The following is a 25,555-nucleotide window of genomic DNA, read 5'->3' as shown; positions in this document are numbered from 1 at the left end:
GACGGCAGGTGGATTCAGGCGGAGGCCGCCGTTGTGCCTTGTGGCGAAATTTGCAGCCAGCGTGCGGCGGCCGCTTCGAGCGCGGACCGGTCGCCGCTGCTCTGGAGGATCAGGCCGCCTTCGCCGCCCGAGAGCCGGCCGGCAGCGGCCAGCACGCGCCGGGTCTGCTGCGCGACCGGCGCGCCGGTGTCGATGAAGCGCAGCGTGGGCGGCGCATGGCGCTGCAGCTGGTTTTTCACGAGCGGGTAGTGCGTGCAGCCGAGCACGACGGTATCGACTTCTCCGGTTGCATCGCCGAAGGGACCGGCCTCGGCCATGTAGCGCGCGCACAGTGCGGAGATCGCCTGGGTGTCGAAGCCTTCGATGGCCTTCACGAGCCCGTCGCACGGCACGGCACGAATGCTGGCGGTCCCCGCGAACGAATCGCGCAGGCCTGCGTACTTGGCGCTGGCCAGCGTCCCGCGCGTGGCCATCACCGAGATGTGGCCCGTGCGGCTCGTCGCCACCGCGGGCTTGAGCGCCGGCTCCAGTCCCACGATGGGCAGCGCCGGATGCTCCGCCCGCAGCAGGTGGATCGCCGCCGTCGTGGCCGTGTTGCAGGCCACGACCAGTGCCTTGATGCCGTGCCCGGCAATCAGCTGTTCGGTCACCTTGCGCGAACGCTCGATCACATAGGCATCGCCGCGCTCGCCATACGGCGCGAACGCCGTGTCGGCGAAATACACGAAGCGTTCGTGCGGCAGCTCGGCGCGCAGCGCGGCGAGCACGCTGAGCCCGCCCACGCCGCTGTCGAACACGCCGATCGGTTTCAAGGCCTCAGGCCTCTTCCATCATGATGGTCTTGAACTCGCCGCTGGCAATGCGCTTCTGCCACTCGGCCGGGCCGGTGATGTGCGCGCTGGTGCCGCCCGCATCGACCGCCACCGTCACCGGCATGTCGATCACGTCGAATTCATAGATCGCTTCCATGCCCAGGTCCGCGAAGCCCACGACCTTGGCGGTCTTGATGGCCTTGCTCACCAGGTAGGCGGCGCCGCCCACGGCCATGAGGTAGGCGCTCTTGTGCTTCTTGATCGCCTCGATGGCGACCGGGCCGCGCTCGGCCTTGCCGATCATCGCGATCAGGCCGGTCTGGGCCAGCATCATTTCGGTGAAGCCGTCCATGCGCGTGGCGGTGGTCGGACCGGCGGGGCCCACGGCTTCGTCGCCGACCGGATCGACCGGGCCGACGTAGTAGATGACGCGGTTGGTGAAATCGACCGGCAGCTTCTCGCCCTTGGCCAGCATGTCCTGGATGCGCTTGTGCGCGGCGTCGCGGCCGGTGAGCATCTTGCCGTTGAGCAGCAGCGTGTCGCCGGGCTTCCAGCTCGCCACTTCGGCGGGCGTGAGCTTGTCGAGATCGACGCGCTTGCTCTTCTTTTCATCGGGCGCCCAGTTGACGTTGGGCCAGAGGTCGAGCGAAGGCGGGTCGAGGTACACCGCGCCGCTGCCGTCCATCACGAAGTGCGCATGGCGGGTGGCGGCGCAGTTGGGGATCATCGCCACGGGCTTGCTGGCCGCGTGCGTGGGGTACATCTTGATCTTGATGTCCAGCACGGTGGCCAGGCCGCCCAGGCCCTGCGCGCCGATGCCCAGCGCATTGACCTTCTCGTACAGCTCGATGCGCAGCGCCTCGACCTTGCTGAGCTCGGCGCCCGAAGCCTTCTTGGCCTGCAGCTCGTGCATGTCCAGGTCGTCCATCAGGCTTTCCTTGGCCATGAGCGCGGCCTTCTCGGCGGTGCCGCCGATGCCGATGCCCAGCATGCCCGGCGGGCACCAGCCGGCGCCCATGGTGGGCACGGTCTTCAGGACCCAGTCGACCACGCTGTCGCCGGGGTTCAGCATGACCAGCTTGCTCTTGTTCTCGCTGCCGCCGCCCTTGGCCGCGACCGTCACTTCGAGGGTGTTGCCCGGAACGATCTCGGTGAAGATCACCGCGGGCGTGTTGTCCTTGGTGTTCTTGCGGTCGAACTGCGGATCGGCCACGACCGAGGCGCGCAGCGTGTTGTCGGGGTGGTTGTAGCCGCGGCGCACGCCTTCGTTGATGGCGTCGTCCAAGCTGCCGGTGAAGCCGCCCCAGCGCACGTCCATGCCCACCTTGAGGAACACGTTGACGATGCCGGTGTCCTGGCAGATCGGGCGATGGCCCGTGGCGCTCATCTTGCTGTTGGTGAGGATCTGCGCAATGGCGTCCTTGGCCGCGGGGCTCTGTTCGCGCTCGTAGGCACGGGCCAGGTGGGCGATGTAGTCGGCGGGGTGGTAGTAGCTGATGTACTGCAGCGCGGCGCTGATCGATTCGATCAGGTCGGCCTGCTGGATCGTGGTCGTCATGGTGGGGGGCTTTTTGTAGTGAGAAACGCCCCCCGATTATCTCAGCCGCCGCCAGCTACCTCGCAGCGGCCCGCGCTTCGTCGATCCAGCCGTCGAACAGCGCTTGATGCACCCTGATCCAGCCATCGGTGTGCCGCTCCACATCCTGCTGCGTATTGGCGCCCTGGCTCATGCGCAGGTTCTGGGCGTTGATGTCGCCGATCGGCAGCTTCATCACCTCGAACAGCCTGCCCGCCGCCGGGTTCTTCTCGACGAAGGCCTTGTTCGCGACGATCTGCTCCCGGTTGGCCTGGAAGCCGTAGTTCTTGCCGTTCGGCAGTTGCGTGTCGGCTTTGCCCTCTTGTGACGAAGAGAAGGGCACCTGCAGCCACACCACGTCGGTGCCCGGCCGCAATACGGCACTGACCCAGTACGGCGTCCACGTGTAGTACAGCACCGGCTTGTCCTGCTTGAAGCGCGCGATGGTGTCGGCCATCAGCGCGGCGTAGCTGCCTTGCTTGTGGGTGACGGTGTCGCGCAGCTTGTAGGCGCTCAGGTGGTTCTCGATGGCCAGTTCGCAGCCCCAGCCGGGGTTGCAGCCGGTGAGGTCTGCCTTGCCGTCGCCGTCCGCGTCGAAGAGCTTGGCGATCGCCGGGTCCTTCAGCTGCGCGATGCTGGTGATGTTGTATTGCTCGGCCGTCTTGCGGTCGATCAGGTAGCCCTGCACCGCGCCGTCCGAGTACACGCCGGTGCGCGAGAGCTTCGCGTCGCCGCCGCTGTTCTTGTAGAAATCGGCGTGCAGCAGGCTCCAGTGGTTGGCCATGAAGGTGGCATCGCCATTGGCAATCGCCAGGTGTTCGGTGGCAGGCTCCAGGTCCTTCATGGGTTCGACGGTGTAGCCGAGCTTTTCGAGGGCGCGCATCACGAGCAGCGTCTGGAACGCTTCTTCGGCGAGCGAGCTTTTGAGCGGCTGCACGGTGACGCCCTTGCCGGGCAGGTCGTTGGCGGCGTGGGCCAGGTGGGCGCCCATGCCGAAGGCGACGAAGCCGAGGGCCAGAAGGCTGCGGGCGATGAGACGGGTTTTCTTCATGCGTTGTTGTCCTCCGTGACGTGTCATTGCGCTTGCGTGGAGAGGGCAGGCACGCGCCCGTCCGCTTCGCGCGAAGGCGTGCCCACGAGGCGCTGCAGCACGCGCAGCGCGAGGCCGGCCGGCCCGGTGTGCCACCAGCGTCGCCCCGCGCTGCGGCGCGACTTGCCCATCGCCTGCGTCAGCCGGTCGAGCGAAATCGCCAGCAGCACGATGCCGAGGCCGCCGACGGTCGCGAGGCCCATGTCGAGCCGCCCGATCCCGCGCAGCACCATCTGGCCGAGGCCACCGACGGCGATCATCGAGGCGATCACCACCATCGACAGCGACAGCATCAACGCCTGGTTGATGCCCGCCATGATCGACGGCATGGCCAGCGGCAGCTGCACCTTCACCAGCATCTGCCAGGGCGAGGCACCGTAGGCGCGCGCGGCCTCGATCAGGTCGGGGCGCACCTGGCGCAGGCCCAGGTTGGTCAGGCGTACAAGCGGCGCCAGCGCGAAGATGATGGTCACGATCACGCCCGGCACGTTGCCGATGCCGAAGAGCATCACCACCGGCACGAGGTACACGAAGGCCGGCGTGGTCTGCATTGCGTCGAGCACCGGCCGCATGATCCGCTGGGCCCGGTCGCTGCTGGCCAGCAGCACGCCGAGCGGCAGGCCGATGACCATGCAGAAGACGAGCGAGGTCAGCACCAGCGACAGCGTCACCATCGCCTCGGGCCAGATGCCCAGCATGGCCACCAGCAGCAGCGCCACCGTGGTGCCGATGGCCAGCGCGCGACCGGCGAACTGCCAGGCGAAGAGGCCGATGAGCGCGATCATCGCGAGCGTCGGCAGGCCGGTGAGCAGGCTCTGCACCCAGTTCAGCGTGCTGTCGATGGGCAGGCGCACCGTCTGGAAGAAGGGGCGGAAATGTTCGACCACCCAGCCGAGGCCCTGGTTGATCCAGGACTCGACGGGGAGCGAACCGTCCCAGAGGCGGTGCAGCTGGAAGCCGCCGGTGGCGCCGTCGGCTTGTCCGGCGAGCTGGTGAGCGGCGCTCACCGGTGCATCGAGCCAGGCGCTGGTGGCCGAGGTGTCGGGCGCGGCCGAGAGCGCCTCCCACGGATCGACGAAGGCGGCCGGCGCTGGAGCGTTGTTCAATGCGGCGCCCAGGTCGGAAGGAAGTGTGGTGTCGTTCATCGTTCAGGGTCCTTCGTGAATTCAGTGCGGTTCGGCGGCGAGCGCGGGTGCTGCGTGCGGGGAGACGGGCTCGATCGGCGGCGTTTCGCGGTCCAGGAACTTGAGCAGCGTCGTCTTGCTGATCGCACCGCAGAAGCGGCCGTCGCCCGCCACCACCGGCAGCGCGCACGGCGCCTGCGCGAGCTGGCCGATCAGTCCGGCCACCGGCGCCTCGGCGTCGATGCGCGGCAGGTCGGCCAGGAACGCGTGCTGCAGCCCCAGCGGGCCCGAGTGCCCGTCGAGCGCGCCGCGCAGCGTGTCGGCCGACACCACGCCCAGGAACCGCTTGGTGGGGCTGGTCACGTAGGCGAAGTCGCGGTCCTGGTCTTCCAGCAGCTTGAGCGCCGCGCGTGCGCCGCGCTCGGGGTGCTCGGACACCACGGTGAGCGACTTGCGCGCGATGTCCGCGGCCTTGAACACGGCCGCCGCGTCCACGCCGCGCACGAAGCTGCGCACGTAGTCGTCGGCGGGGCTGCGCAAAATCTCGTCGGGCGTGCCGACCTGGATCACCTGGCCGTCTTTCATGATCGCGATGCGGTCGCCGATGCGCATGGCTTCATCGAGGTCGTGCGAAATGAAGACGATGGTGCGGCGCTGTTCCTGCTGCAGACGCAAGAGCTCCGACTGCATCTCGGTGCGGATGATCGGATCGAGCGCCGAGAAGGCCTCGTCCATCAGGAGGATCGAAGGATCCGAAGCCAATGCTCGCGCCAGACCCACGCGCTGCTGCATGCCGCCGGAGAGCTCGTCGGGGTAGCTGTCGCCCCAGCCCGCGAGGCCCACCTGCGCGAGTGCCTTGTCGGCCTGTGCGAGGCGCTCCTTCTTGCTCGTGCCGGAGAGCTCCAGGCCGAACGCGGTGTTCTCGCGCACCGTCATGTGCGGCATCAGCGCGAACGACTGGAACACCATGCTGATGTCCTTGCGGCGCAGCGCGCGCAGCCTGGCGTCGGAGTGTTCGTTGATGTCCGCGCCGTCGATCACGATGCGGCCGGCGGTCGGCTCGATCAGCCGGTTCAGGAGGCGCACCAGCGTCGACTTGCCCGAACCCGACAGGCCCATGATCACGAAGATCTCGCCGGCCTGGATCTCGAAGGTGGCATCGAACACGCCGATCGACTGGCCCGTCCTGGCGAGGATTTCCTTCTTCGAAAAACCTTGGCGGACGAGTTCGAGGGCCTGCTCGGGCGAATCGCCGAACACCTTGAAGACATGGTCGATGAGAATTCCTTTGGCCATACGCCGGGGCTCCTTTAGGTGAAGATTGGACACAGCACCGCCCCGGAGGACGGCAACGGTCACGCCATCAGCCGATGGAGCTTCCCGAGAACAGAGAGCGCGAGAGAACGCGTGCAATGGCCCGGCGAGCCTTTGGAGGCTGCCGACAGGCACTGAAGACGACGTGGCGACGAAACCAGTGCCCGCCGAATGGTGGCGTGGCAGTGGGGCCGGAAAGATCCGGCCGGTTTGCCGGGCAGGGCCCGGCGGTGAGAGCCTTGCACCGCGACGGGATTCGAAGATCCGCGAGTAGTGCAGGGCCGACCAACCATGACTTACATGACTTGTTGGTCGTCTGAAGCCAATGATTATAACTTTTTGACATGACGCGAGTCAACCCAACGGGCGTACCGTGATGTCGGCGGCGGCCCAATGGCCCCGTCAGATGCGAGCTATTCTTGTTGGCCGATACTCGGGCCCGCGCCCGACCAGGCGGCGCAACCATCCAAGACTGCGGAGCTTTTTCTCATGACGACTTCCCCCAAGACCCGTGCCGAGCGCGACACCTTCGGACCGATCGACGTGCCGGCCGACAAGCTGTGGGGCGCGCAAACGCAGCGCTCGCTGCAGAACTTCGACATCTCCGGCGAGCAGCAGCCGCGCGAGATCATCAAGGCGCTGGCGCAGGTCAAGCGCGCATCGGCCGTGGTCAACCACGCGCTGGGCCTGCAGGACGAGAAGAAGACCCAGGCCATCGTGGCCGCGGCCGACGAAGTCATCGCCGGCAAGCACCCGGGCGAATTCCCGCTGGTGGTCTGGCAGACCGGCTCTGGCACGCAGACCAACATGAACGTCAACGAGGTGCTGGCCAACCGCGCGAGCGAAATCCTCGGCGGCGAACGCGGGGAAGGGCGCCTGGTGCATCCGAACGACGACGTGAACCGCAGCCAGTCGAGCAACGACGTGTTCCCGACCGCCATGCACGTGGCCGCCGTCGAGGCCATCACGCACAAGCTGTTGCCCGCCATCGCCAAGCTGCGCGGCACGCTGGCGAAGAAGGCCGAAGACTTTGCCGACATCGTGAAGATCGGCCGTACCCACCTGCAGGACGCCACGCCCCTCACGCTGGGCCAGGAGTTCTCGGGCTACGTCGCGCAGCTGGCGCACGGCGAGGCGCATGTGCGCGCCGCGCTGCCGCATCTGAGCGAACTGGCGCTGGGCGGCACGGCCGTGGGCACTGGGCTCAATGCGCCGAAGGGCTATGCCGAGCAGGTGGCCGCCGAACTGGCGAAGCTCACGGGCCTGCCGTTCGTGACCGCGCCGAACAAGTTCGAAGCCATGGCCAGCGTCGATGCGCTGGTGCATGCCCACGGCGCGCTCAAGACGCTCGCCGCCAGCATGAACAAGATCGCCAACGACGTGCGCTGGCTCGCGAGCGGCCCGCGCAGTGGCATCGGCGAGCTGAGCATTCCCGAGAATGAACCCGGCTCGTCGATCATGCCGGGCAAGGTCAACCCGACCCAGAGCGAAGCCGTCACGATGCTGGCCGCGCAGGTGTTCGGCAACGACGTGGCCATCAACATCGGCGGCGCCTCGGGCAACTTCGAGCTGAACGTGTTCCGCCCGATGGTGGCGCACAACTTCCTGCAGAGCGTGCGCCTCCTGGCCGACGGCATGGTGAGCTTCAACGACCACTGCGCGGTGGGCATCGAGCCGAACCGCGAACGCATCACCGAGCTGGTGCAGCGTTCGCTCATGCTGGTGACGGCGCTCAACACGCACATCGGCTACGACAAGTCGGCCTACATCGCGAAGAAGGCGCACAAGGAAGGCACGAGCCTGCGCGAAGCAGCGATTGCGTCGGGGCACCTGACGGCCGAGCAGTTCGACCAGTGGGTAGTGCCTGAGAACATGACAGGCCGTTGATCCAAGCAGCCGCTCACGAAAAAGGACCCGCGAGGGTCCTTTTTCATTGCCCGCCGATCAGTAGCCGATCGTGTAGCGCTGGCGCGAATGCGCCGGCTTTTCGAGCTCGTCGATGAACGCGATCGCGTAGTCCTCGAAAGTGATCCAGCTGCGGCCTTCGGCGCTCACCAGCAGGTCGTCCTTGCCCAGGCGGAACTTGCCCGTGCGCTCGCCTTCGACGAACTCGGCCGAGGGCGAGAGGAAGGTCCAGTCGAGATCCTTCTCGCTGCGCAGCGCATCGAGGAACACGCCACCGGCCGTGGCTTCGGCGCGGTAGGCGTCGGGGAAATTCGGCGTCTCGATCACCTTCAGGCCGGGTGCCGCGAACAGGCTGCCGGCGCCGCCGACCACCAGCAGGCGCTTGACGCCCGCGCGCTTGACCGGCTCGATGACGGCCGCGGGCGGCACGGTGGCGAAGTGCGCGGCGCTGAACACGGCGTCGTGGCCGGCCAGTGCTTTTTCGAGCGCGGGGCCGTCGAGCACGTCGAGGTCGATGGCCTTCACATTGGCGCGGCCGGACAGCTTCTCGCTGGCCTTGCGGGCGATGGCGGTGACGGTGTGGCCGCGGCGCAGCGCTTCTTCGAGAAGGCGGCCGCCGGCGCGTCCGGTGGCGCCGATGATGGCAATGTGGCTCATGAGTGACTCCAGAAAGTGGATGGGATGAATCGCATCTTAGGTTTCTGCTTTCGAAAGAAATACCTCGAAATCCGCTCTTCTTTATTCCTAAAATCGTTCGAATGGATCGATTGAATGCAATGCGGGTGTTCGTGAACGTGGTGGACTCGGGCAGTCTTTCTGCCGCCGCCGAGAAGCTCGACATGTCCCGCCCGGTGGTCACGCGCTACGTGGCCGAGCTGGAGCAATGGACCGGCGCGCGGCTCCTGCACCGCACCACGCGCCGCCTGAGCCTCACCGCCGCCGGCGAAGAACTGCTGCCGCGCTGCCGCCAGGTGCTCGAACTCGCGGGCGACATGCAGGCCGCGGTGCGGCATCCGGCCGAGGCGCCGCAGGGCCAGTTGCGCATCACGACCGGCACCTCGTTCGCGCAGGCGCAGCTGGCCGACGCCATCGCGGACTACGTGCGGCTCTACCCGGGCGTGGCGGTCGACCTGGTGCTGCTGGACCGGACCGTCAACCTGGTGGACGAGCGCATCGACCTGGCGATCCGCACGGCGGCGGAGATCGACCCCAATCTCATCGCACGCCGGCTCACGACATGCCGCTCGGTGGTCTGCGCGTCGCCCGCCTACCTGAAGGAGCACGGCAAGCCGCTGCGCGTGGACGAACTGGCCCAGCGCAACTGCCTCACGCATTCCTATTTCGGCCACAGCCTCTGGAATTTCACCCGCAAGTCGGACGGGGCGCCGTTGTCCGTGGCGGTGAACGGGAACGTGTCGGCCAACGATGCCGCGAGCCTGATGTGCCTTGCGCGGGCGGGGGCGGGCATCGCGATGCTGCCGACCTACCTGACGGCGGCGCTGGTGCAGTCTGGCGAACTGGTGCCGCTCTTCGACGATTGCGAGCCGCAGGTCGTCGGCATGTACGCCGTGTACACCTCGCGCAAGCACATGCCGGCCACGCTGCGCACGATGCTCGACTTTCTGGCCGCACGCTTCACCGAAGTGCCGTCCTGGGACTTGCCGCCGCCCCGCTGAGGCAGGGCGGCGCGATCCGCTCAGTGGCGGAGGTTGGCGGCTGCCGCCTGGTTCATCAGCTTGTCGGTGTAGGCGATGGCCATGGCCGAGAACAGGAAGGCGATGTGGATCACGGTCTGCGCGATCAGCACGCGGTCGGTGTAGTTGTCCGCGTTGATGAAGGTCTTGAGCAGGTGGATCGAGCTGATGCCGATGATGGCGGTGGCCAGCTTCACCTTGAGCACAGAGGCGTTCACGTGGCTCAGCCACTCGGGCTGGTCGCGGTGGCCTTCGAGGTTCATGCGGCTCACGAAGGTTTCGTAGCCGCCCACGATCACCATGATCAGCAGGTTGGAGATCATCACCACGTCGATCAGCGCCAGCACCACCAGCATGATCACCGTCTCGTTGAGCGCGCCGATCGGCGCGGTGGTCTTGTAGCCGATGCTGGTGATCAGGGCCTGCAGCGCGGTCTGGCTGCCGAATGCGGCTTCGACCAGGTGCAGCAGCTCGACCAGGAAGTGCACCACGTACACCGCCTGCGCCACGATCAGGCCCAGGTACAGGGGCAGTTGCAGCCAGCGGCTCGCAAAGATCAGCCGGGGCAACGGTCCCATGGGATAGGTCCGGGGAGTGGGCGGGTTCAGGGGGTCGAAGGGATCGGGAGCGGACATCGGGTGGGGGTTCGTGGAGGACCGGCGATTTTAGGGGCGCCCCCGTGACGCACCCGTGATAACCCTGCGAACTAACATCGGACCCGTCAGTGACCCGTAAGTGGCCCGGTCGACATTACGGCCGCACCCATCCAGGAGACAAAGCGAATGAGCAGCGCATCTAAAAACATTGAATCGGTACTGGTCGAGAACCGCGTGTTCCCCCCCGATGCCCGCGCCACCGAAGGCGCCCGGATTTCCGGCATGGCCGCCTACGACGCCCTCTGCAAGGAAGCCGAAGACGACTTCGAGGGATTCTGGACCCGCCTGGCCCAGGGCAACCTGCAGTGGACCAAGCCCTTCACCCGCACGCTCGACGAGTCGAAGGCCCCGTTCTACGAATGGTTCGGCGACGGCGAACTCAATGCCAGCGCCAACTGCCTGGACAAGCACGTCGGCACCCCGGTCGAGAACAAGACCGCCATCGTCTTCGAAGCCGACGACGGCACCGTCACCAACGTCACCTACAAGGAACTGCTCGCCCGCGTGAGCCAGTTCGCCAACGCGCTGAAGGCCGCAGGCATCAGCAAGGGCGATCGCGTCATCATCTACATGCCGATGACGGTCGAGGGCGTGATCGCGATGCAGGCATGCGCGCGCATCGGCGCCACGCACAGCGTGGTGTTCGGCGGCTTCTCGGCCAAGGCGCTGCAGGAGCGGATCATCGACGCCGGCGCCGTGGCCGTCATCACCGCCAACTACCAGCTGCGCGGCGGCAAGGAGCTGCCGCTCAAGGCCATCGTGGACGATGGCATCGCGCTCGGCGGTTGCGAGTCGATCAAGACCGTGTTCGTGTACGAGCGCACGCCCACTGCATGGACCCGCGTGGAAGGGCGCGACAAGACCTTCGATGAAGCGCTCAAGGGCCAGAGCACCGATTGCCCCCCAGTGCCGGTGAACGCCGAGCACCCGCTGTTCATCCTCTACACCTCGGGCTCCACCGGCAAGCCCAAGGGCGTGCAGCACGCCACCGGCGGCTACCTGCTGTGGGCCAAGCTCACGATGGACTGGACCTTCGACATCAAGCCCGAAGACGTGTTCTGGTGCACGGCCGACATCGGCTGGATCACCGGCCACACCTACGTCGCCTACGGGCCGCTCGCGGCCGGCGCAACGCAGGTGGTCTTCGAGGGCATCCCGACCTTCCCGCATGCGGGCCGCTTCTGGCAGATGATCGAGAAGCACAAAGTCAGCGTGTTCTACACCGCGCCCACCGCCATCCGCTCGCTCATCAAGGCGGCCGAGGGCGACGAGAAGGTGCACCCGAAGAACTGGGACCTCTCGAGCCTGCGCATCCTCGGTTCGGTCGGCGAGCCGATCAATCCCGAGGCATGGATGTGGTACCACCGCAATATCGGCCACGAGAAATGTCCGATCGTCGATACCTTCTGGCAGACCGAAACCGGCGGCCACGTCATCACGCCGCTGCCGGGCGCCACGCCGCTGGTGCCGGGTTCGTGCACGCTGCCGCTGCCGGGCATCATGGCCGCCATCGTCGACGAGACCGGCAAGGACCTGCCCAACGGCGCGGGCGGCATGCTGGTCATCAAGCGGCCCTGGCCCTCGATGATCCGCACGATCTGGAACGACCCCGAGCGCTTCAAGAAGAGCTACTTCCCCGAGGAAATGGGCGGCACGATCTACCTGGCCGGCGACGGCGCTGTGCGCAGCGAAGACCGCGGCTACTTCCGCATCACCGGCCGCATCGACGACGTGCTGAACGTGTCGGGCCACCGCCTGGGCACGATGGAAATCGAATCGGCGCTGGTGTCCAAGACCGACCTGGTGGCCGAAGCCGCCGTGGTGGGCCGCCCCGACGACGTGACGGGGGAGGCGGTGTGCGCCTTCGTCGTGCTCAAGCGCGCGCGCCCGACCGGTGAAGAAGCCAAGCAGATCGCCAACGAACTGCGCGCCTGGGTGGCCAAGGAAATCGGCCCCATCGCCAAGCCCAAGGACATCCGCTTCGGCGACAACCTGCCCAAGACGCGCAGCGGCAAGATCATGCGGCGCCTGTTGCGCAGCATCGCCAAGGGCGAAGAGATCACGCAGGACACCTCGACGCTCGAAAATCCCGCAATCCTCGAACAGTTGTCAGAACGACTGTAGGACGTGGCCGTCTCTCCGTCCGGCGGCGCCGGACGTGCCCTTTGCCTGAGGTAAAACCAACCCGTTGCCGCGCGCCTCGACGCGTGCGGCGTCGGTTGTTGTGTTCGATCTTTTCAGAGGAGGCCCCCCATGGGCGTGAGATCCGCTTTCCTGTTCGTCATCGTGCTGCTGATCGCAGTGCTTGCCGCGTTGAACTGGGGGACGCTGTCGGCTCCCACCGACATCTGGCTGGGCTTCATGACCGTGTCGGGGCCACTCGGCCTGATCATGCTGGGCCTCACGGTCGTGCTGGCCGCCTTCTTCCTGGTCTATGTGCTGTACCTGCACAGCTCGGTGCTGCTGGACACCAAGCGCCACACGAAGGAAATGCAGGTCCAGCGCGACCTGGCCGACAAGGCCGAGGCCTCGCGCTTCACCGAATTGCGCAATTTCCTCGAAGCGCAGGAGAACAAGCACATGGCCCATAACGCCGACCGTCACACGGCGCTGGTGGCGCGCATCGATCAGCTGGAGAACGCGGTGCGCCTGCGCTCCGAGCAGACCGACAACACCTTGGCCGCGCACATCGGCCAGCTCGAGGACCGCATCGAGCGCCGGCCGGTGGTGGTTCCGGCCGACATCAACCCTCAGGGTTGAACCGCCTCAGCGCGGCGTTGCGAGCACCCAGGCGGCCAACTTCTTCGCATCGGCTTCGCTGACCTGGTTGTTTGCCGGCATCGGCACCGGACCCCACACGCCGGAGCCACCCTTCACGATCTTGGTGGCGAGGGTGTCGACGGCACCCTTGTCGTCCTTGTATTTCGTGGCCACGTCCTTGAAGGACGGGCCGAGCACCTTCCGGTCGACCGCGTGGCAGCTCATGCAGTTCTTGGATGTGGCCAGGGCCAAATCTGCGAAGGCGGGAGCCGCGAGGCCAAGGCCCAGGGCTGCGGCGAACAGAACTCTTTTCATGGGGGATTTATTTCGTAAGGGCTGGGTTACATTCGATGCAACGCGATTGTAGGTAGCGCCGTGCACCGGCGTCCGGATGCGTTGACAACAACCCGGAGGGATTCGCGATGTGGTTTCTGCTGTTGGGCCTGCTGAGCCTGGCCCTCAAATACTTCGAAGTCGGCATGGTCGCCGGCTGGAGCTGGTGGATCGTGCTGTCGCCGTTCGCATTGGCCGTCGCGTGGTGGGCCTGGGCCGATTCGTCGGGCTACACCAAGCGCAAGGTCATCGAGCGCGAAAACCGCCGCAAGCAGGCGCGCATCGACCGCCAGAAGACCAACATGGGCGTGCCGACCAGCAATGGGCGCCCGCGCCGCTGAGCGCACCGCCGCTCCCCGGCAACCGTCCCTCGCGCTGCATGAATGAAGGCGCGCCATGGATGACGAAGCCACCCTCCACGCACTGCTTGTCTTCGGACTCTCCCTCATGGTCGGGCCGGCCGTTGGCGCGCTCGTGGGCTGGCGCAAGAAGCAGTTCTGGGGTGTGGGCGTCGGGGCGCTGCTGATCGGCTGCGCGGGCCTCTACGGCGCGGCCACGGTTGGCTGGCAGCGCTATCAATCGATTGCGGGCACGGTGCTCGTGCAGGGCCGTCTCGTCGAGTTTGTCGAGGAGCGCAGCAAGGACAGCAAGGGACGCTCGACGACGACACGCGCGCCCATCGTCGAGTACACCGCCCCGGACGGCGTGGTGCGCCAGGTCAAGGGGCTCGGCGGCGGGCTTTCCGACAAGGCGCCGGACGATCCGGTCGACGTGCGCTACAAGCCTGCCGATCCCGCACAGGCGCTGGTGGCCGATTTCCAGAACATGTGGGGCATCGTCTGGGCGCTCGGGCTCTTTGGCGGATTTCCGACCCTGTCCGGCATCTTCTTCACCGGCATGGCCATCAAGGAGAGCCGCCACCGCAGCGGGCGGATGGGAGTGCGCGAGCCCACGCCCGCGCAGCAGCGCTGGCGCACGCGCGGCACGGTGGTGGCCAACGTGGTTTTTCTGGCCGGCTTCGCGCTCGCGTTTTTCTATCCCGACCCGAACCCCATGAAGCAGTTCGGTGCGGGCTTCTTCACGATCGGCGTGGGCGCCTTGCTGCACCTCTTCGTCCAGTGCCTGCCGCCGGCGCGGGACTTCGAAGTCCTCGGCATCCTCGCGATCGTCGGCCTGGGCTTTGCAGCCTTTGGCTACGGCGCGTGGATGATGGCCTGATCAGAACTTGTCGAGCACCGCGCCCGAGCTCGCGCTCGAGGCGTTGAACGCGAACTTGGCCTGCACGCCGCGCGTGTAGCGCGGAGCCGGCGCCTTCCAGCCTTCGCGGCGCTTGGCCAGTTCGGCTTCGGGCACGTTCAGTTCGAGCTTGAGCTCGTGCGCGTCGATGGTGATCGAGTCGCCTTCGTTCACGAAGGCGATGGTGCCGCCGGCCGCCGCTTCGGGCGCGACGTGGCCAACGACCATGCCCCAGGTGCCGCCCGAGAAGCGCCCGTCGGTGATCAGGCCCACGCTTTCGCCGAGGCCTGCGCCGATCAGCGCGCCTGTGGGTGCCAGCATTTCCGGCATGCCCGGTCCGCCCTTGGGGCCGAGGTAGCGCAGCACCATCACGTCGCCGGCCACGATCTTGCCGGCCAGGATGGCCTGCAGCGCCGACTGCTCGTCGTCGAACACGCGCGCCGGGCCAGTGATGACCGGGTTCTTCAGGCCCGTGATTTTGGCGACCGCGCCTTCGGGCGACAGGTTGCCCTTCAGGATGGCCAGGTGGCCTTCGGCGTACATCGGCTTGCCGATCGGGCGGATCACGTCCTGGTCGGCGCGCGGCACGTCGGGCACGTCCTTGAGCACTTCAGCAATCGTCTGGCCGCTGATGGTGATGCAGTCGCCGTGCAGCAGGCCCGCATTCAGCAGCACCTTCATCACTTGCGGAATGCCGCCTGCCTGGTGCAGGTCGACCGCGAGGTACTTGCCCGAGGGCTTCAGGTCGCACAGCACCGGCACCTTCTTGCGCATGCGCTCGAAGTCGTCGATGGTCCACTCGACTTCGGCCGCGTGCGCGATCGCCAGGAAGTGCAGCACCGCGTTGGTCGAGCCGCCGGTGGCCATGATCACGGCCACGGCGTTCTCGATGGCCTTCTTGGTCACGATGTCGCGCGGCTTCAGGTCTTTCTTGATCGCCTCGATCAGCACCTTGGCCGATTCCTTGGCCGAATTGGCCTTCTCGTCGTGCGGGTTCGCCATGGTCGACGAGTAGGGCAGCGAGATGCCCAGTGCCTCGAACGCGCTGGACATGGTGTTGGCCGTGTACATGCCGCCGCAGGAGCCGGTGCCGGGAATGGCGCGCTTCTCGATCTCGTGCAGGTCTTCGTCGCTCATGTTGCCGGCGGCGTTCTGGCCCACGGCTTCGAACACGCTCACGATGTTGAGGTCTTGCCCCTTGTAGCGGCCCGGGAGGATGGTGCCGCCGTAGACGTAGATGGCCGGCACGTTGGCGCGCAGCATGCCCATGAGGCCGCCGGGCATGTTCTTGTCGCAGCCGCCGACCACCAGCACGCCGTCCATCCACTGGCCGCCCACGCAGGTCTCGATGCAGTCGGAGATCACCTCGCGGCTCACCAGCGAGTACTTCATGCCCTCGGTGCCCATGGCCATGCCGTCGGAGATGGTGGGCGTGCCGAACACCTGCGCGTTGCCGCCGGCTTCCTCGATGCCCTCGATGGCCGCGTCGGCCAGCTTCTGCAGGCCCGAGTTGCAGGGCGTGATGGTGCTGTGGCCGTTGGCGACGCCGACCATCGGCTTCTTGAAGTCGCTCTCTTCGTAGCCCATGGCGTAGAACATCGAGCGGTTGGGGGCGCGGCTCTTGCCTTCGACGATGTTGGCGCTGCGGCGGTTGATCTGGATTGGCTTGGTGTCCATGGTGTCTCTTCTATCGTGGGGAGATCGGGGAGCCAAGTATCGGACTTCTGATTGATTCGTTCCAATCCGATTTGGGGTGCAGATTGATATGCTCGGCATATGAATGAAGCACTGATCGACCTGCGCGCCTGGCGCCAGTTCGTCGCCGTGGCCGAGGAACTGCACTTCGGCCGCGCCGCGCTGCGGCTGCACATGACGCAGCCGCCCGTGACGCAGGCCATCGCCCAACTCGAAAAGACGCTGGGCGTGGTGCTGTTCGACCGCACCCGAAGGCGCGTGGCGCTCACCCCCGCCGGCGAGGCGCTGCTGCCCGACGTGCGCGAGTTGCTGGCCCGGGCACAGGCGCTGCCGGCACGGGCGCGCGCCGCAGCGGCGGGGCAGGTGGGGCGGGTCCGCATCGCCTTTGTATCGACGGTCGGCTTCGAGCAATTGCCGGCGTGGGTGCGCGAATTTCGCGTGCTCTGCCCCGAGGTCGCGCTCGAGCTGGTCGAGGCCACCGGCGACGTGCAGCTCGAAGCCTTCGCGCGGGGCGAGATCGATGCCGGGCTGATGCTGCATTCGCCCGGCGCCGCACCGCCGGGGCTCACGCGCCTGGCCGTGTCCGAGGAGCCGCTGGTGCTCGCGCTGCCGGCCCGGCATGCGCTGGCCCGCACAGAGAAGCTGCTGCTGGCCGACGTGCTGGCCGAGCCGCTGGTGATCTTTCCGCGCCGCATCGTGCCTTCTTTGCACGATGCGATCTTCGGGCTCTATCACGCGGCGGGCCGCTTGCCGCAGCTCGCGCAGGAGGCCATCCAGATGCAGACCATCGTCAACCTGGTCTCCGGGGACATCGGCGTGGCGTGGGTGCCGGAGAGCGTGACGCAGTTCCGGCGCGCGGGCGTGGTCTATCGCCGCGCCGCGGAATTTGCGCCGGCTGCGCGGCGCCGCAGCGCGCCAGCGCTTCCGGTCTGCGAGACCAGCCTGGTGTGGCCCGAGGGGGCGAACAACCCGGCGCTCGCACGCTTCGTGGCGTTCGTGCGCGAACGCGGCTAGAAGCGGCACGAAGTGCGCAAAGCCTGGGCGAGTCAAATGCAGCGGGCACAATCCGCGGATGCTCATGTATCCGCAGATCAATCCCATCGCCTTGCAACTCGGACCCGTCGCCATTCACTGGTACGGCCTGACCTACCTGGCGGCCTTCGCGCTGTTCTACTTTCTCGGTACCCGCCGGCTGCGCCACGAACCGTACCGCTCGCTGGTCGGGCAAGGCGCCTGGCAGCGCAAGGACATCGAGGACATCCTCTTCCTCGGCGTGATGGGCGTGATCGTCGGCGGGCGGTTGGGCTACTGCCTCTTCTACAAGCCCGAGTTCTACCTGACCCATCCGCTCGAGATCCTCTACGTGTGGCAGGGCGGCATGAGCTTCCATGGCGGCATGCTGGGCGTGATCGGCGCGATGGTGTGGTTTTCTCATTCGCGCGCACGGCCGTTCTGGCAGGTGATGGACTTCGTGGCGCCCTGCGTGCCGACGGGCCTCGCCGCGGGCCGCGTGGGCAACTTCATCAACGGCGAACTCTGGGGCCGCTTCAGCAGCCCCGATCTCCCCTGGGGCATGGTGTTTCCGCAAAGCGGCTCGATGCTGCCGCGTCATCCGTCGCAGATCTACCAGTTCCTGCTCGAAGGGCTGCTGCTGTTCGCGATCATGTGGCTCTACGCGCGCAAGGAGCGCAAACAAGGGCAGGTGGCCGCGGTGTTCCTGATCGGCTACGGCGCACTGCGCTTCTTTGCCGAGTACTTCCGCGAGCCAGACGATTTCCTTGGCCTCAGGGCGCTGAGCCTGAGCCAGGGGCAGTGGTTGAGCGTGCCGATGGTGATCGCTGGCATCGCGCTGTGGTTCTGGTTCGGTCGCGCCAAGACGGTCGCCGCACGCGCCTGAAGCGGGAGATCTCAGGGTAATCACGGGCCGCGCGGGGTGCCCGTGACACTTGCGTCACATTGTTTGCACGCTCACAATTACGCGTAATTACAGGAAATTACGCCGAGCCAGCCCCGCTCAGCAGCCCCAAACGCCATGCGCCTGGTCCCCAACTCCCTGCACGACGAAGTCGCCGCGACGCTGCGCGAGCAGATCTTCGAGGGCGCGCTGGCGCCGGGCAGTTTTCTGGACGAGGCGGCGCTGTGCGAGCGACTGTCCATCTCCCGCACGCCGCTGCGCGAGGCGCTGAAGGTGCTCACCGCCGAAGGCCTGCTGCGGCACGAACCCCGGCGCGGCTGCTTCGTCAACGAAGTGACCGAGCGCGACCTCGACGAGATCTTCCCGGTGATCGCGCTGCTCGAAGGCCGCTGCGCCTACGAGGCCGCCCGCAACGCGAGCGATGCCGAGCTGCACGAGCTCGACGCCCTGCACGAGCGCCTGGAGCGCCATGCCAAGGCGCGCCGCATCAACGACTACTACGCCACCAACCACATCATTCACGAGGCGATCATCAAGCTCGCGGACAACCGGTGGCTCGCGCAGGTGATCAGCGACCTGCGCAAGATATTGAAGCTCGCGCGGCTGCAGCAACTGCATGCGCCGGGCCGGCTCGACCAGAGCCTGTCGGAGCACCTGGCCGTGTTCGCCGCGCTCAAGGCGCGCGACAGCGAAGGTGCCGATGCCGCCATGCGCACGCACCTGACGCGGCAACGCGAAGCGTTGCGCGAGGTCGCGCGGCAACAGAAATCCAGGGTGATGCCGTGACGATCCGCCGCGGCGTGCCCGAACCCATCCACAGGGGAGTCCAGCGATGAGTGCGACCGAATGGTTCCAGGCGCGGCTGCGTTCTGGCGAAAAATCCAAGGTGCCCGTGGCGCCTGAAAGCACTGCGAAGAGCGCGCCGAAGAACACGCTCAAGCCCAGCGAGCGCACGACCGCCGAGCGCCTGCAGGTCACGCTGCGCAAGGCCGACGAGGCCCTGTCGCCGCGCGCACTGCGCCGCGTGCTCGCCGACCTGCAGGCCGTGATCGATCCGCGCGTGAGCGAGGTCGAGGGCGGCCGCCGGGCCCACGCCATCGCAGAGGCCTACGCTGTGGCCACGCCCGAAGAGCGCCGCGACTACTGGGCCCTGATGAGCGAGCACTTCGCCGCCGATGCGCAAAAGCTCAAGACCGCGCGCGACCAGCACCAGGCCGCGGTCGGCACGCCCGACGAAGGGCAGGCCGAATTGAAGCTGCGCCGCGCGCTCGTCTCGCCGCGCATGCGCCTCTTGCAACGCTTTGCCGTCGAGCCCGCGGGCATGCGCTTCCTGGTCGACCTGCGTGCCGACCTGCTGCCGTGCCTGAAGGCAGACAAGCGCCTGCTGGCGCTCGATGCCGAACTCGAGCATCTCTTCTCCACCTGGTTCGACGTCGCCTTTCTCGAACTGCGCCGCATTGACTGGGACTCGCCGGCCTCGCTGATCGAGAAGCTCATCCGCTACGAGGCGGTGCACGACATCAAGGGCTGGTCCGATGTGAAGAACCGGCTGGACGACAGCGACCGCCGCTGCTACGGCTTCTTTCATCCGCGCCTGCCCAACGAACCGCTGATCTTCGTGGAGGTGGCGCTGGTCGACGGCATCAGCGACGGCATTACACCGCTGCTCGACGAGGCCGCCGTGCCGGTGCCGCCCGCCAAGGCGACCACGGCCATCTTCTATTCGATCAGCAACACCCAGACCGGCTTGCGCGGCGTGAGCTTCGGCGATTCGCTCATCAAGCGCGTGGTCGAGACGCTGCAGGACGAACTGCCGCGCCTGAAGACCTTCGCCACGCTCTCGCCGATTCCGGGCTTTCGCACCTGGCTGGCGAAGAACGCCGCCGACCTGCTGCCGCGCCTGGACGAGAAACGCGAAGCCGAACTCGGCCGTCTCGTCGGCTCCATGCCGCCCACTGCCGAGCGGCTGCTCGCCGCCGTGGAGGGCGCCGCCGCGCTGGATGCCAAGTCACCGCTGCGCCAATGGCTGCTGCAGGCGGCCGCCGAATACCTGGGCCGCGCGCTGGTCGACGGCACGCCGGTCGATCCGGTGGCGCGCTTCCACCTGGGCAACGGTGCGCGCGTGGAGCGGCTGAACTGGGCGGGCGACCCGTCGCCCAAGGGGCACAAGCAGTCGTACGGGCTCATGGTCAACTATCTCTATGACCTGAAGCGCCTGGACAAGCATCGGACCTGGCTGGGCGACGGCAAGGTCGCGGTATCGGGAGACATCGAAAGCCTGTTCTTCAAAAAAGGCTGAGCACCTACCGCCGCATCGGGCGGCAAAATCCACAAAGATCGGAGAAGAGACAAATGAACCCAAGTTTTCAGCGACGTGACGTTCTGCGCGTGGCCGCCGCCGGTGCAGCCGTTCTTTGCGGCGCTGCGCGCGCCCAGACCCCGGGCTGGCCGACCAAGCCGGTGACCATGATCGTCCCGTTCCCGGCCGGCGGAGGCACGGACGCCTTTGCGCGGCCGCTCTCGGGTCAGTTCACCAAGATCGCAGGCCAGACGCTGGTGATCGACAACCGCGGCGGCGCCGGCGGCACGCTGGGTGCGAGCATCGCGGCCAAGGCGCCGGCCGATGGCTACACGCTCTTCATGGGGGCGGTGCACCACGCGATTGCGCCCTCGGTGTATCCCAAGCTCGACTACGACATCGAGAAAGACTTCGTGCCCCTGATGCTGCTGGCCAACGTGCCGCAGGTGGTGGTGATCAACCCCAAGCGCGTGCAGGCCAACACGATCCAGGAATTCATTGCGCTGGTGAAGCGCAACCCCGGCAAGTTCAACTACGGCTCGGCCGGCTCGGGCACCTCGCACCACCTGGCGGGCGAGCTCTTCAAGCTGCAGACCGGCACCTTCATCACCCACATCCCGTACCGCGGTGCGGGTCCGGCGCTGTCGGACCTGATCTCGGGCAACGTCGACCTGATGTTCGACGGCCTGGGTTCTTCGTCGCAACACATCAAGAGCGGCCGCATCAAGGCGCTGATGGTGGCCGGCAGCAAGCGCAACCCCGCCTTCCCCGACGTGCCGTGCGCCGCCGAGGTGGGCCTGCCCGACTACACCGTGACCACCTGGTATGGCCTCTGGGCACCGAAGAACACGCCGGCCGACGCGCAGGCGCGCGCGGTCGACGACATGAAGAAGGCGCTCGCCACCGACGAGCTCAAGACCATCTGGGCGCAGAACGGCTCCGAGATCCCCACGCTCACCATGGCGGCCTACGGCGGCTTCGTGAGCTCCGAAATCAAGCGCTGGGCCACGGTCGTGAAGGCGTCGGGCGCCAAGCTCGAATGACGGCTGCGGGCACTGCGTCGCCCACGCGCGAACGCGCGTCCGTATCGTTGCAGCGCGAAGGCGCTGTGGCGGTCGTCACGCTGTCGAACGCGGGCCGCCTCAATGCGATGACGCGCGCGATGTGGCGCGAACTGCGCGCGGTGTTCGCGGGCCTGGACGATGCAGGCCTTCGGTGCATCGTCGTCCGCGGGGAGGGTGGCGCCTTCTGCGCGGGCGGCGACATCTCCGAGTACCCGTCGTTCCGCTTCGAAGAGCCGAGCCTGCGCGAGTTCCACGAGAGCGAAGTGTGGGCCGCGCTGCAAGCCTTGCTCGACTGTCCCGTGCCGCTGGTCGCGCAGATCGAAGGCGCCTGCATGGGCGCCGGCATCGAGATCGCGAGCTGCTGCGACATCCGCATCGCAGGCAGCTCCGCCAAATTCGGCGCGCCGATCGCCAAGCTCGGCTTTCCCATGGCGCCGCGCGAAGCGGCCCTGGTGCATGGCGCCATCGGCGACGTGCTCGCGCGCGACATGCTGCTGGCCGCCGGCGTGCACGGCGCCCAGCGCCTGTACGACGCGGGCTTCCTGCTGCAGGTGCTGCCCGACAACGAAGTCGCGACGGCCGTGCAACTGCACGCCGACCGCATCGCCGCGCTGGCCCCGCAGGCCGCACGCCTGCACAAGCGCACCTTCGCCATGCTGAAGGCCGGCGCTCAATCCACGCAGAGCCTGCTCGCCACAGCCTACGACTACGCCGATTCCGCCGAGCACCGCGAAGGCATCGCCGCCTTCCTTGCCAAGCGCACACCGAATTTCTGAAGTACCGGTTCAAAGACGAAGCGATGAAGAAGCCAACCAACGCCAACCTGTTCGCCGCCTTGCGCGCGGCCTTTCCCGCCGACCTCGACGGCATTGCGGTCGAGACCGACAACGGCCTTTTCTACTCGTGGCGCGACCTCGAACGCGCGAGCGCGATGATCGCCAACCTGCTCGATGCCCTGAAGCTCGAGAAGGGCGCGCGCATCGCGGTGCAGGTCGAGAAATCGGTCGAGGCGATGCTGCTGTACCTCGCCACGCTGCGCGCGGGCTATGTGTTTCTGCCGCTCAACACCGCTTACCAGAGCGCCGAGATCGAATACTTCATCGGCAACGCCGAGCCCGCGGTGGTGGTGTGCACGAGCCGCAATGCATCGTGGGTCGGGCCCATCGCCAACGCGGCGGGCACGCGGCATGTATTCACGCTCGACGACGACCGCACCGGCACGTTGCTGGAGGTTGCGGCGCAGTGCACCGACAGGCACACGCCCGCGAAAAAGTCGCCCGACGATCTCGCCGCAATCCTCTACACCAGCGGCACCACCGGCCGCAGCAAGGGCGCGATGCTCACGCACGGCAACCTGCTGTCGAACGCCGAGGTACTCAAGGACTACTGGGGCTGGACGCCGGGCGATGTGCTGGTCCACACGCTGCCGATCTTCCACGTGCACGGCCTCTTCGTCGCGCTGCACGGCGCACTGCTCAACGGCAGCAAGATGCTGTGGTTCTCGAAGTTCGATCCGAAGCAGATCGTCGCCAGGCTCCCGGAGGCCACCGTGTTCATGGGCGTGCCCACGCTGTACGTGCGCCTCCTGGCCGAGCCCGGCCTCACGCGCGAAGCGGTGTGCAACATGCGGCTCTTTATCGCGGGTTCGGCGCCGTTGCTCATCGAGACCTTCGACGAGTGGAAGGAGCGCACCGGCCACACCATCCTCGAGCGCTACGGCATGAGCGAGACGGTGATGCTCACCTCCAACCCTTACAAGCCTGAGCAGGGCGAACGCCGCGGCGGCACGGTCGGCTTCGCCTTGCCGGGCGTGCAATTGCGCGTGCGCGACGAGAAGGGCAACGACTGCACCACCGATGAGATCGGCGGCATCGAGGTAGCCGGCCCCAACGTGTTCGCCGGCTACTGGCGCATGCCCGAGAAGACGGCCGAAGAGTTCACCGCCGACGGCTTCTTCAAGACCGGCGACGTCGGCAAGATCGACGGCCGCGGCTACATCACCATCGTCGGGCGCAGCAAGGACCTGATCATCAGCGGCGGCTACAACGTCTACCCGGCCGAGATCGAGGGCTACATCAACGAGATGGCCGGCGTGGCCGAGAGCGCGGTGATCGGTGTGCCGCACCCCGACTTCGGTGAAGTGGGAGTGGCCATCGTGATCGCCAAGGCGGGCACGGTGATCGATGCCGATGCGATCGTGGCGGAGCTCAAGTCGAAGCTTGCGAACTTCAAGATTCCCAAGCGCTGCTTCGTGGTGCCCGAGCTGCCGCGCAACACGATGGGCAAGGTGCAGAAGGCGCTGCTGCGCGCCGAGCACAAGGGCTTGTTCGGCTAGGTGTTCGCGATCCTCGGCGCGAGCGCGGTGACACGCGGCTCGTGAAAGACCATCGCGTCCACCACCTCCGGCGAAGGCTGGCGGAACTCCACGCCGTAGCCTTCGAGCGTCTCGACGTTGAAGCGCCGCCCGCCGGCCGGCAGCAGCCGGTAAGTCGGCTGGCCCGGGATCGTCATGCCGAGCTGCTCGCCTGCATCGAGCCGGATCTCGATCACGCGGCCGGCATGCAGGTAGTCCCCGGCGCACAGCCGGCGGAATGCGGGGTCCAGCACTTCGCCGGCCGCAACGCGGCGGAACACGATGTCTTCCACCATCTCTTCAAGGGGCACTTCGACGCGGTCGATGTGGCCTTGCCGGTCGTAGCGGAAGGTGAGGGTGCGATCGCTGGGGTGCATGATCGTCGGCCGGTCCGGCGTGATGAACACGTCGTAGTGGCGATGCAGGAGCTGGTCTTCCGCACCGCGCCAGCGCCATGCAAGTCCGTCCGCGCGCTGTTCGATGTGGATACGCCCGTAGGCCGGATGCTCGTAGTCGCCGACGTAGTCTTCGAGCGCATGGCTCGGCCGGGTGCCGCTGTGGCGCACCTCCGCGGCTGCTTTCTTGTCGAGCTTCTGCTGTGCCACGGCCTGCTTGCGCTTCGGTGCGAGCCGGCCGAACCAGTCGACCGGTTCGCGGCCGCAGAGCCGGTCGAGGACCGCGAATGTGAGGATGGGCGTGGCGCCGCCCGGCGTGCGGTTCGTCAGCACCACGACGCCTGCGCGGCGTTCCGGCAGCAGCGTCATGAGCGTGCTCCAGCCGGCCCACGAGCCCGAATGCGCCACGGTGCGATCGCCGCGGTACTGCTCGCAGAAGAGGCCGAGGCCGTAGTGCGAATCGCCGATCTCCGCGTATGGGGAACGTCCCATGTGCACGCGAGGCGTCGTCATTTCGCGCAGCGCCTGCGGCGAGAGCAACTGGCGGCCGTCCGCCTTGCCGTCGAGCAGGAAGCGCGCCCATTTCGCGAGGTCCGCCACCGAGGCGTTGATGCCGCCGGCAGGCGTGGCGCGGATGGGCGACAGCGGCGACCGATGAAGCTCGTCGCCATCGATCGCATGCGGGCGTGCGCCGTCCTCCGCGGCGCCGAGCGCGTCGATGGAAAAACCGAAGTGGCTGAAGCCCAGCGGCTTCATCAGTCGCTCGGTCGTGAAGTCTTCGTAGCGCTGGCCGCTGATGCGCTCGGTGATCATTCCCGCGACGAGGTAGCCGAGGTTCGAGTACTGGAAGGTGTCGCGCAGGTCTTTGTTGGACGCGAGATGCCTGAGCGCCGCGAGCATCTGCACGTTGCTCAGGTCGCCGGGCATGTGGATCCAGTCGTGGCGCGGCAGGCCGCTGTGGTGGCACAGGAGATCGCGCACCGTGAGCCGCTCGGTCGCCACCGGGTCTTGCAGGCGGAACTCCGGGAGCAGCTCGCGGACCGGCCGATCCCAGTCGAGCTTGCGTTCATCGACCAGCAGGCCAAGGCCGGCCGCGGTGAACGACTTGGTGATCGAGCACAGCAGGAATTGCGTGTCGGTGGTCACGGGCAGACCGGTGTCGGTGTCGCGCACGCCGTAGCCCTTCTGCAGCACCACCTCGCCGTCCTGAATCACCGCCAGCGCGAGGCCGGGCACTTTCCATTCCTGCATCGAGGCTTCGACGAGGCTTTCGAGATCGCTCCACATGCTCGGGGTCCTTGCCTTGCGGCCTTTGGAAACAGGGGGCGAATCCT

General features: G+C 67.0%; 23 protein-coding genes. 13 read left to right on the top strand and 10 right to left on the bottom strand.

Going from position 1 to position 25,555, the window contains the following annotated elements; all coding sequences use genetic code 11:
- Positions 1-14: 14 nt before the first annotated feature.
- The 5 genes from murI to proV are packed head-to-tail and all read right to left on the bottom strand — an operon-like array spanning position 15 to position 5,898.
- Positions 15-812 carry a glutamate racemase gene (murI, locus tag M2282_RS01610; RefSeq protein ID WP_280807050.1) on the bottom strand — a complete coding sequence of 266 codons (798 nt, stop codon included), beginning with the start codon at positions 810-812 and terminating at the stop codon, positions 15-17.
- 4 nt (positions 813-816) lie between these two features.
- Positions 817-2,370, bottom strand: a complete 1,554-nt coding sequence (locus M2282_RS01605) for a fumarate hydratase (RefSeq protein ID WP_280807049.1) — start codon at positions 2,368-2,370, stop codon at positions 817-819.
- A 55-nt stretch (positions 2,371-2,425) separates the two neighbouring features.
- Entirely contained in the window at positions 2,426-3,439 is a 1,014-nt protein-coding gene (gene proX, locus M2282_RS01600) for a glycine betaine/L-proline ABC transporter substrate-binding protein ProX (RefSeq protein WP_432422857.1), read from the bottom strand.
- A 23-nt stretch (positions 3,440-3,462) separates the two neighbouring features.
- Positions 3,463-4,623 (bottom strand): glycine betaine/L-proline ABC transporter permease ProW, encoded by a 1,161-nt coding sequence (gene proW / locus M2282_RS01595; protein WP_280807048.1) that lies wholly within the window; start codon positions 4,621-4,623, stop codon positions 3,463-3,465.
- A 21-nt stretch (positions 4,624-4,644) separates the two neighbouring features.
- Positions 4,645-5,898, bottom strand: a complete 1,254-nt coding sequence (proV, locus tag M2282_RS01590) for a glycine betaine/L-proline ABC transporter ATP-binding protein ProV (RefSeq protein ID WP_280807047.1) — start codon at positions 5,896-5,898, stop codon at positions 4,645-4,647.
- Between the two features lie 507 nt (positions 5,899-6,405).
- Here proV and fumC point away from each other — a divergent pair.
- Positions 6,406-7,803, top strand: coding sequence for a class II fumarate hydratase (gene fumC, locus M2282_RS01585; RefSeq protein WP_280807046.1), 1,398 nt, complete (start codon positions 6,406-6,408; stop codon positions 7,801-7,803).
- 57 nt (positions 7,804-7,860) lie between these two features.
- Here fumC and M2282_RS01580 read toward each other — a convergent pair whose 3' ends face one another.
- On the bottom strand, positions 7,861-8,478 hold the full coding sequence (locus M2282_RS01580; RefSeq protein WP_280807045.1) for an NAD(P)-dependent oxidoreductase: 618 nt from the start codon (positions 8,476-8,478) through the stop codon (positions 7,861-7,863).
- Positions 8,479-8,579: 101 nt separating this feature from the next.
- On the opposite strand from M2282_RS01580, the gene M2282_RS01575 reads away from it, so the two are divergent.
- Positions 8,580-9,497 (top strand): LysR family transcriptional regulator, encoded by a 918-nt coding sequence (locus tag M2282_RS01575; RefSeq protein ID WP_280807044.1) that lies wholly within the window; start codon positions 8,580-8,582, stop codon positions 9,495-9,497.
- Between the two features lie 20 nt (positions 9,498-9,517).
- Here M2282_RS01575 and M2282_RS01570 read toward each other — a convergent pair whose 3' ends face one another.
- The gene (locus M2282_RS01570) at positions 9,518-10,150 is read right to left on the bottom strand and encodes a YqhA family protein (protein ID WP_280807043.1); all 633 of its coding nucleotides are present in this window, start codon (positions 10,148-10,150) and stop codon (positions 9,518-9,520) included.
- A gap of 147 nt (positions 10,151-10,297) precedes the next feature.
- Between M2282_RS01570 and acs the strand changes: the two genes are divergently transcribed.
- Together acs and M2282_RS01560 are read left to right on the top strand one after the other, a co-directional pair.
- A complete protein-coding gene (gene acs, locus M2282_RS01565) occupies positions 10,298-12,295 on the top strand; it encodes an acetate--CoA ligase (protein ID WP_280807042.1) in 1,998 nt (665 codons plus the stop codon).
- Between the two features lie 129 nt (positions 12,296-12,424).
- The gene (locus M2282_RS01560; protein ID WP_280807041.1) at positions 12,425-12,931 is read left to right on the top strand and encodes a LapA family protein; all 507 of its coding nucleotides are present in this window, start codon (positions 12,425-12,427) and stop codon (positions 12,929-12,931) included.
- Positions 12,932-12,937: 6 nt separating this feature from the next.
- On the opposite strand, the gene M2282_RS01555 is transcribed toward M2282_RS01560, so the two are convergent.
- Positions 12,938-13,246, bottom strand: a complete 309-nt coding sequence (locus M2282_RS01555; RefSeq protein WP_206178944.1) for a c-type cytochrome — start codon at positions 13,244-13,246, stop codon at positions 12,938-12,940.
- Positions 13,247-13,353: 107 nt separating this feature from the next.
- Between M2282_RS01555 and M2282_RS01550 the strand changes: the two genes are divergently transcribed.
- Positions 13,354-13,605: a TIGR04438 family Trp-rich protein gene (locus M2282_RS01550; protein WP_280807040.1), complete on the top strand. Its 252-nt coding sequence runs from the start codon at positions 13,354-13,356 to the stop codon at positions 13,603-13,605.
- A 55-nt stretch (positions 13,606-13,660) separates the two neighbouring features.
- Positions 13,661-14,482 carry a DUF3592 domain-containing protein gene (locus M2282_RS01545; protein WP_280807039.1) on the top strand — a complete coding sequence of 274 codons (822 nt, stop codon included), beginning with the start codon at positions 13,661-13,663 and terminating at the stop codon, positions 14,480-14,482.
- Here M2282_RS01545 and ilvD read toward each other — a convergent pair whose 3' ends face one another.
- A complete protein-coding gene (gene ilvD / locus M2282_RS01540) occupies positions 14,483-16,177 on the bottom strand; it encodes a dihydroxy-acid dehydratase (protein ID WP_280807038.1) in 1,695 nt (564 codons plus the stop codon).
- A 99-nt stretch (positions 16,178-16,276) separates the two neighbouring features.
- On the opposite strand from ilvD, the gene M2282_RS01535 reads away from it, so the two are divergent.
- The 7 genes from M2282_RS01535 (at position 16,277) to M2282_RS01505 (ending at position 23,808) form a co-directional block, all read left to right on the top strand.
- Positions 16,277-17,209 carry a LysR family transcriptional regulator gene (locus tag M2282_RS01535; RefSeq protein ID WP_280807037.1) on the top strand — a complete coding sequence of 311 codons (933 nt, stop codon included), beginning with the start codon at positions 16,277-16,279 and terminating at the stop codon, positions 17,207-17,209.
- 58 nt (positions 17,210-17,267) lie between these two features.
- Positions 17,268-18,092: a prolipoprotein diacylglyceryl transferase gene (lgt, locus tag M2282_RS01530; protein WP_280807036.1), complete on the top strand. Its 825-nt coding sequence runs from the start codon at positions 17,268-17,270 to the stop codon at positions 18,090-18,092.
- Between the two features lie 135 nt (positions 18,093-18,227).
- Positions 18,228-18,896 (top strand): GntR family transcriptional regulator, encoded by a 669-nt coding sequence (locus M2282_RS01525; RefSeq protein WP_280807035.1) that lies wholly within the window; start codon positions 18,228-18,230, stop codon positions 18,894-18,896.
- A gap of 46 nt (positions 18,897-18,942) precedes the next feature.
- The gene (locus tag M2282_RS01520; RefSeq protein WP_280807034.1) at positions 18,943-20,409 is read left to right on the top strand and encodes a malonyl-CoA decarboxylase; all 1,467 of its coding nucleotides are present in this window, start codon (positions 18,943-18,945) and stop codon (positions 20,407-20,409) included.
- Positions 20,410-20,462: 53 nt separating this feature from the next.
- Positions 20,463-21,452: a Bug family tripartite tricarboxylate transporter substrate binding protein gene (locus M2282_RS01515; protein ID WP_280807033.1), complete on the top strand. Its 990-nt coding sequence runs from the start codon at positions 20,463-20,465 to the stop codon at positions 21,450-21,452.
- Positions 21,449-22,249, top strand: a complete 801-nt coding sequence (locus M2282_RS01510) for an enoyl-CoA hydratase/isomerase family protein (protein ID WP_280807032.1) — start codon at positions 21,449-21,451, stop codon at positions 22,247-22,249. Before M2282_RS01515 ends, M2282_RS01510 begins: the two co-directional genes overlap by 4 nt.
- A 23-nt stretch (positions 22,250-22,272) precedes the next feature.
- Positions 22,273-23,808 carry a malonate--CoA ligase gene (locus M2282_RS01505; protein ID WP_280807031.1) on the top strand — a complete coding sequence of 512 codons (1,536 nt, stop codon included), beginning with the start codon at positions 22,273-22,275 and terminating at the stop codon, positions 23,806-23,808.
- Here the strand turns inward: M2282_RS01505 and M2282_RS01500 are convergent.
- Positions 23,805-25,508, bottom strand: coding sequence for a serine hydrolase (locus tag M2282_RS01500; protein ID WP_280807030.1), 1,704 nt, complete (start codon positions 25,506-25,508; stop codon positions 23,805-23,807). The genes M2282_RS01505 and M2282_RS01500 overlap by 4 nt on opposite strands.
- Positions 25,509-25,555 lie beyond the last annotated feature (47 nt).

Origin of the sequence: Variovorax boronicumulans, assembly GCF_029892485.1 — a bacterium.
In the GTDB taxonomy this organism is placed as follows: Bacteria; Pseudomonadota; Gammaproteobacteria; order Burkholderiales; family Burkholderiaceae_C; genus Variovorax; species Variovorax boronicumulans_B.
This window is presented reverse-complemented; position numbering and strand designations above follow the sequence as displayed.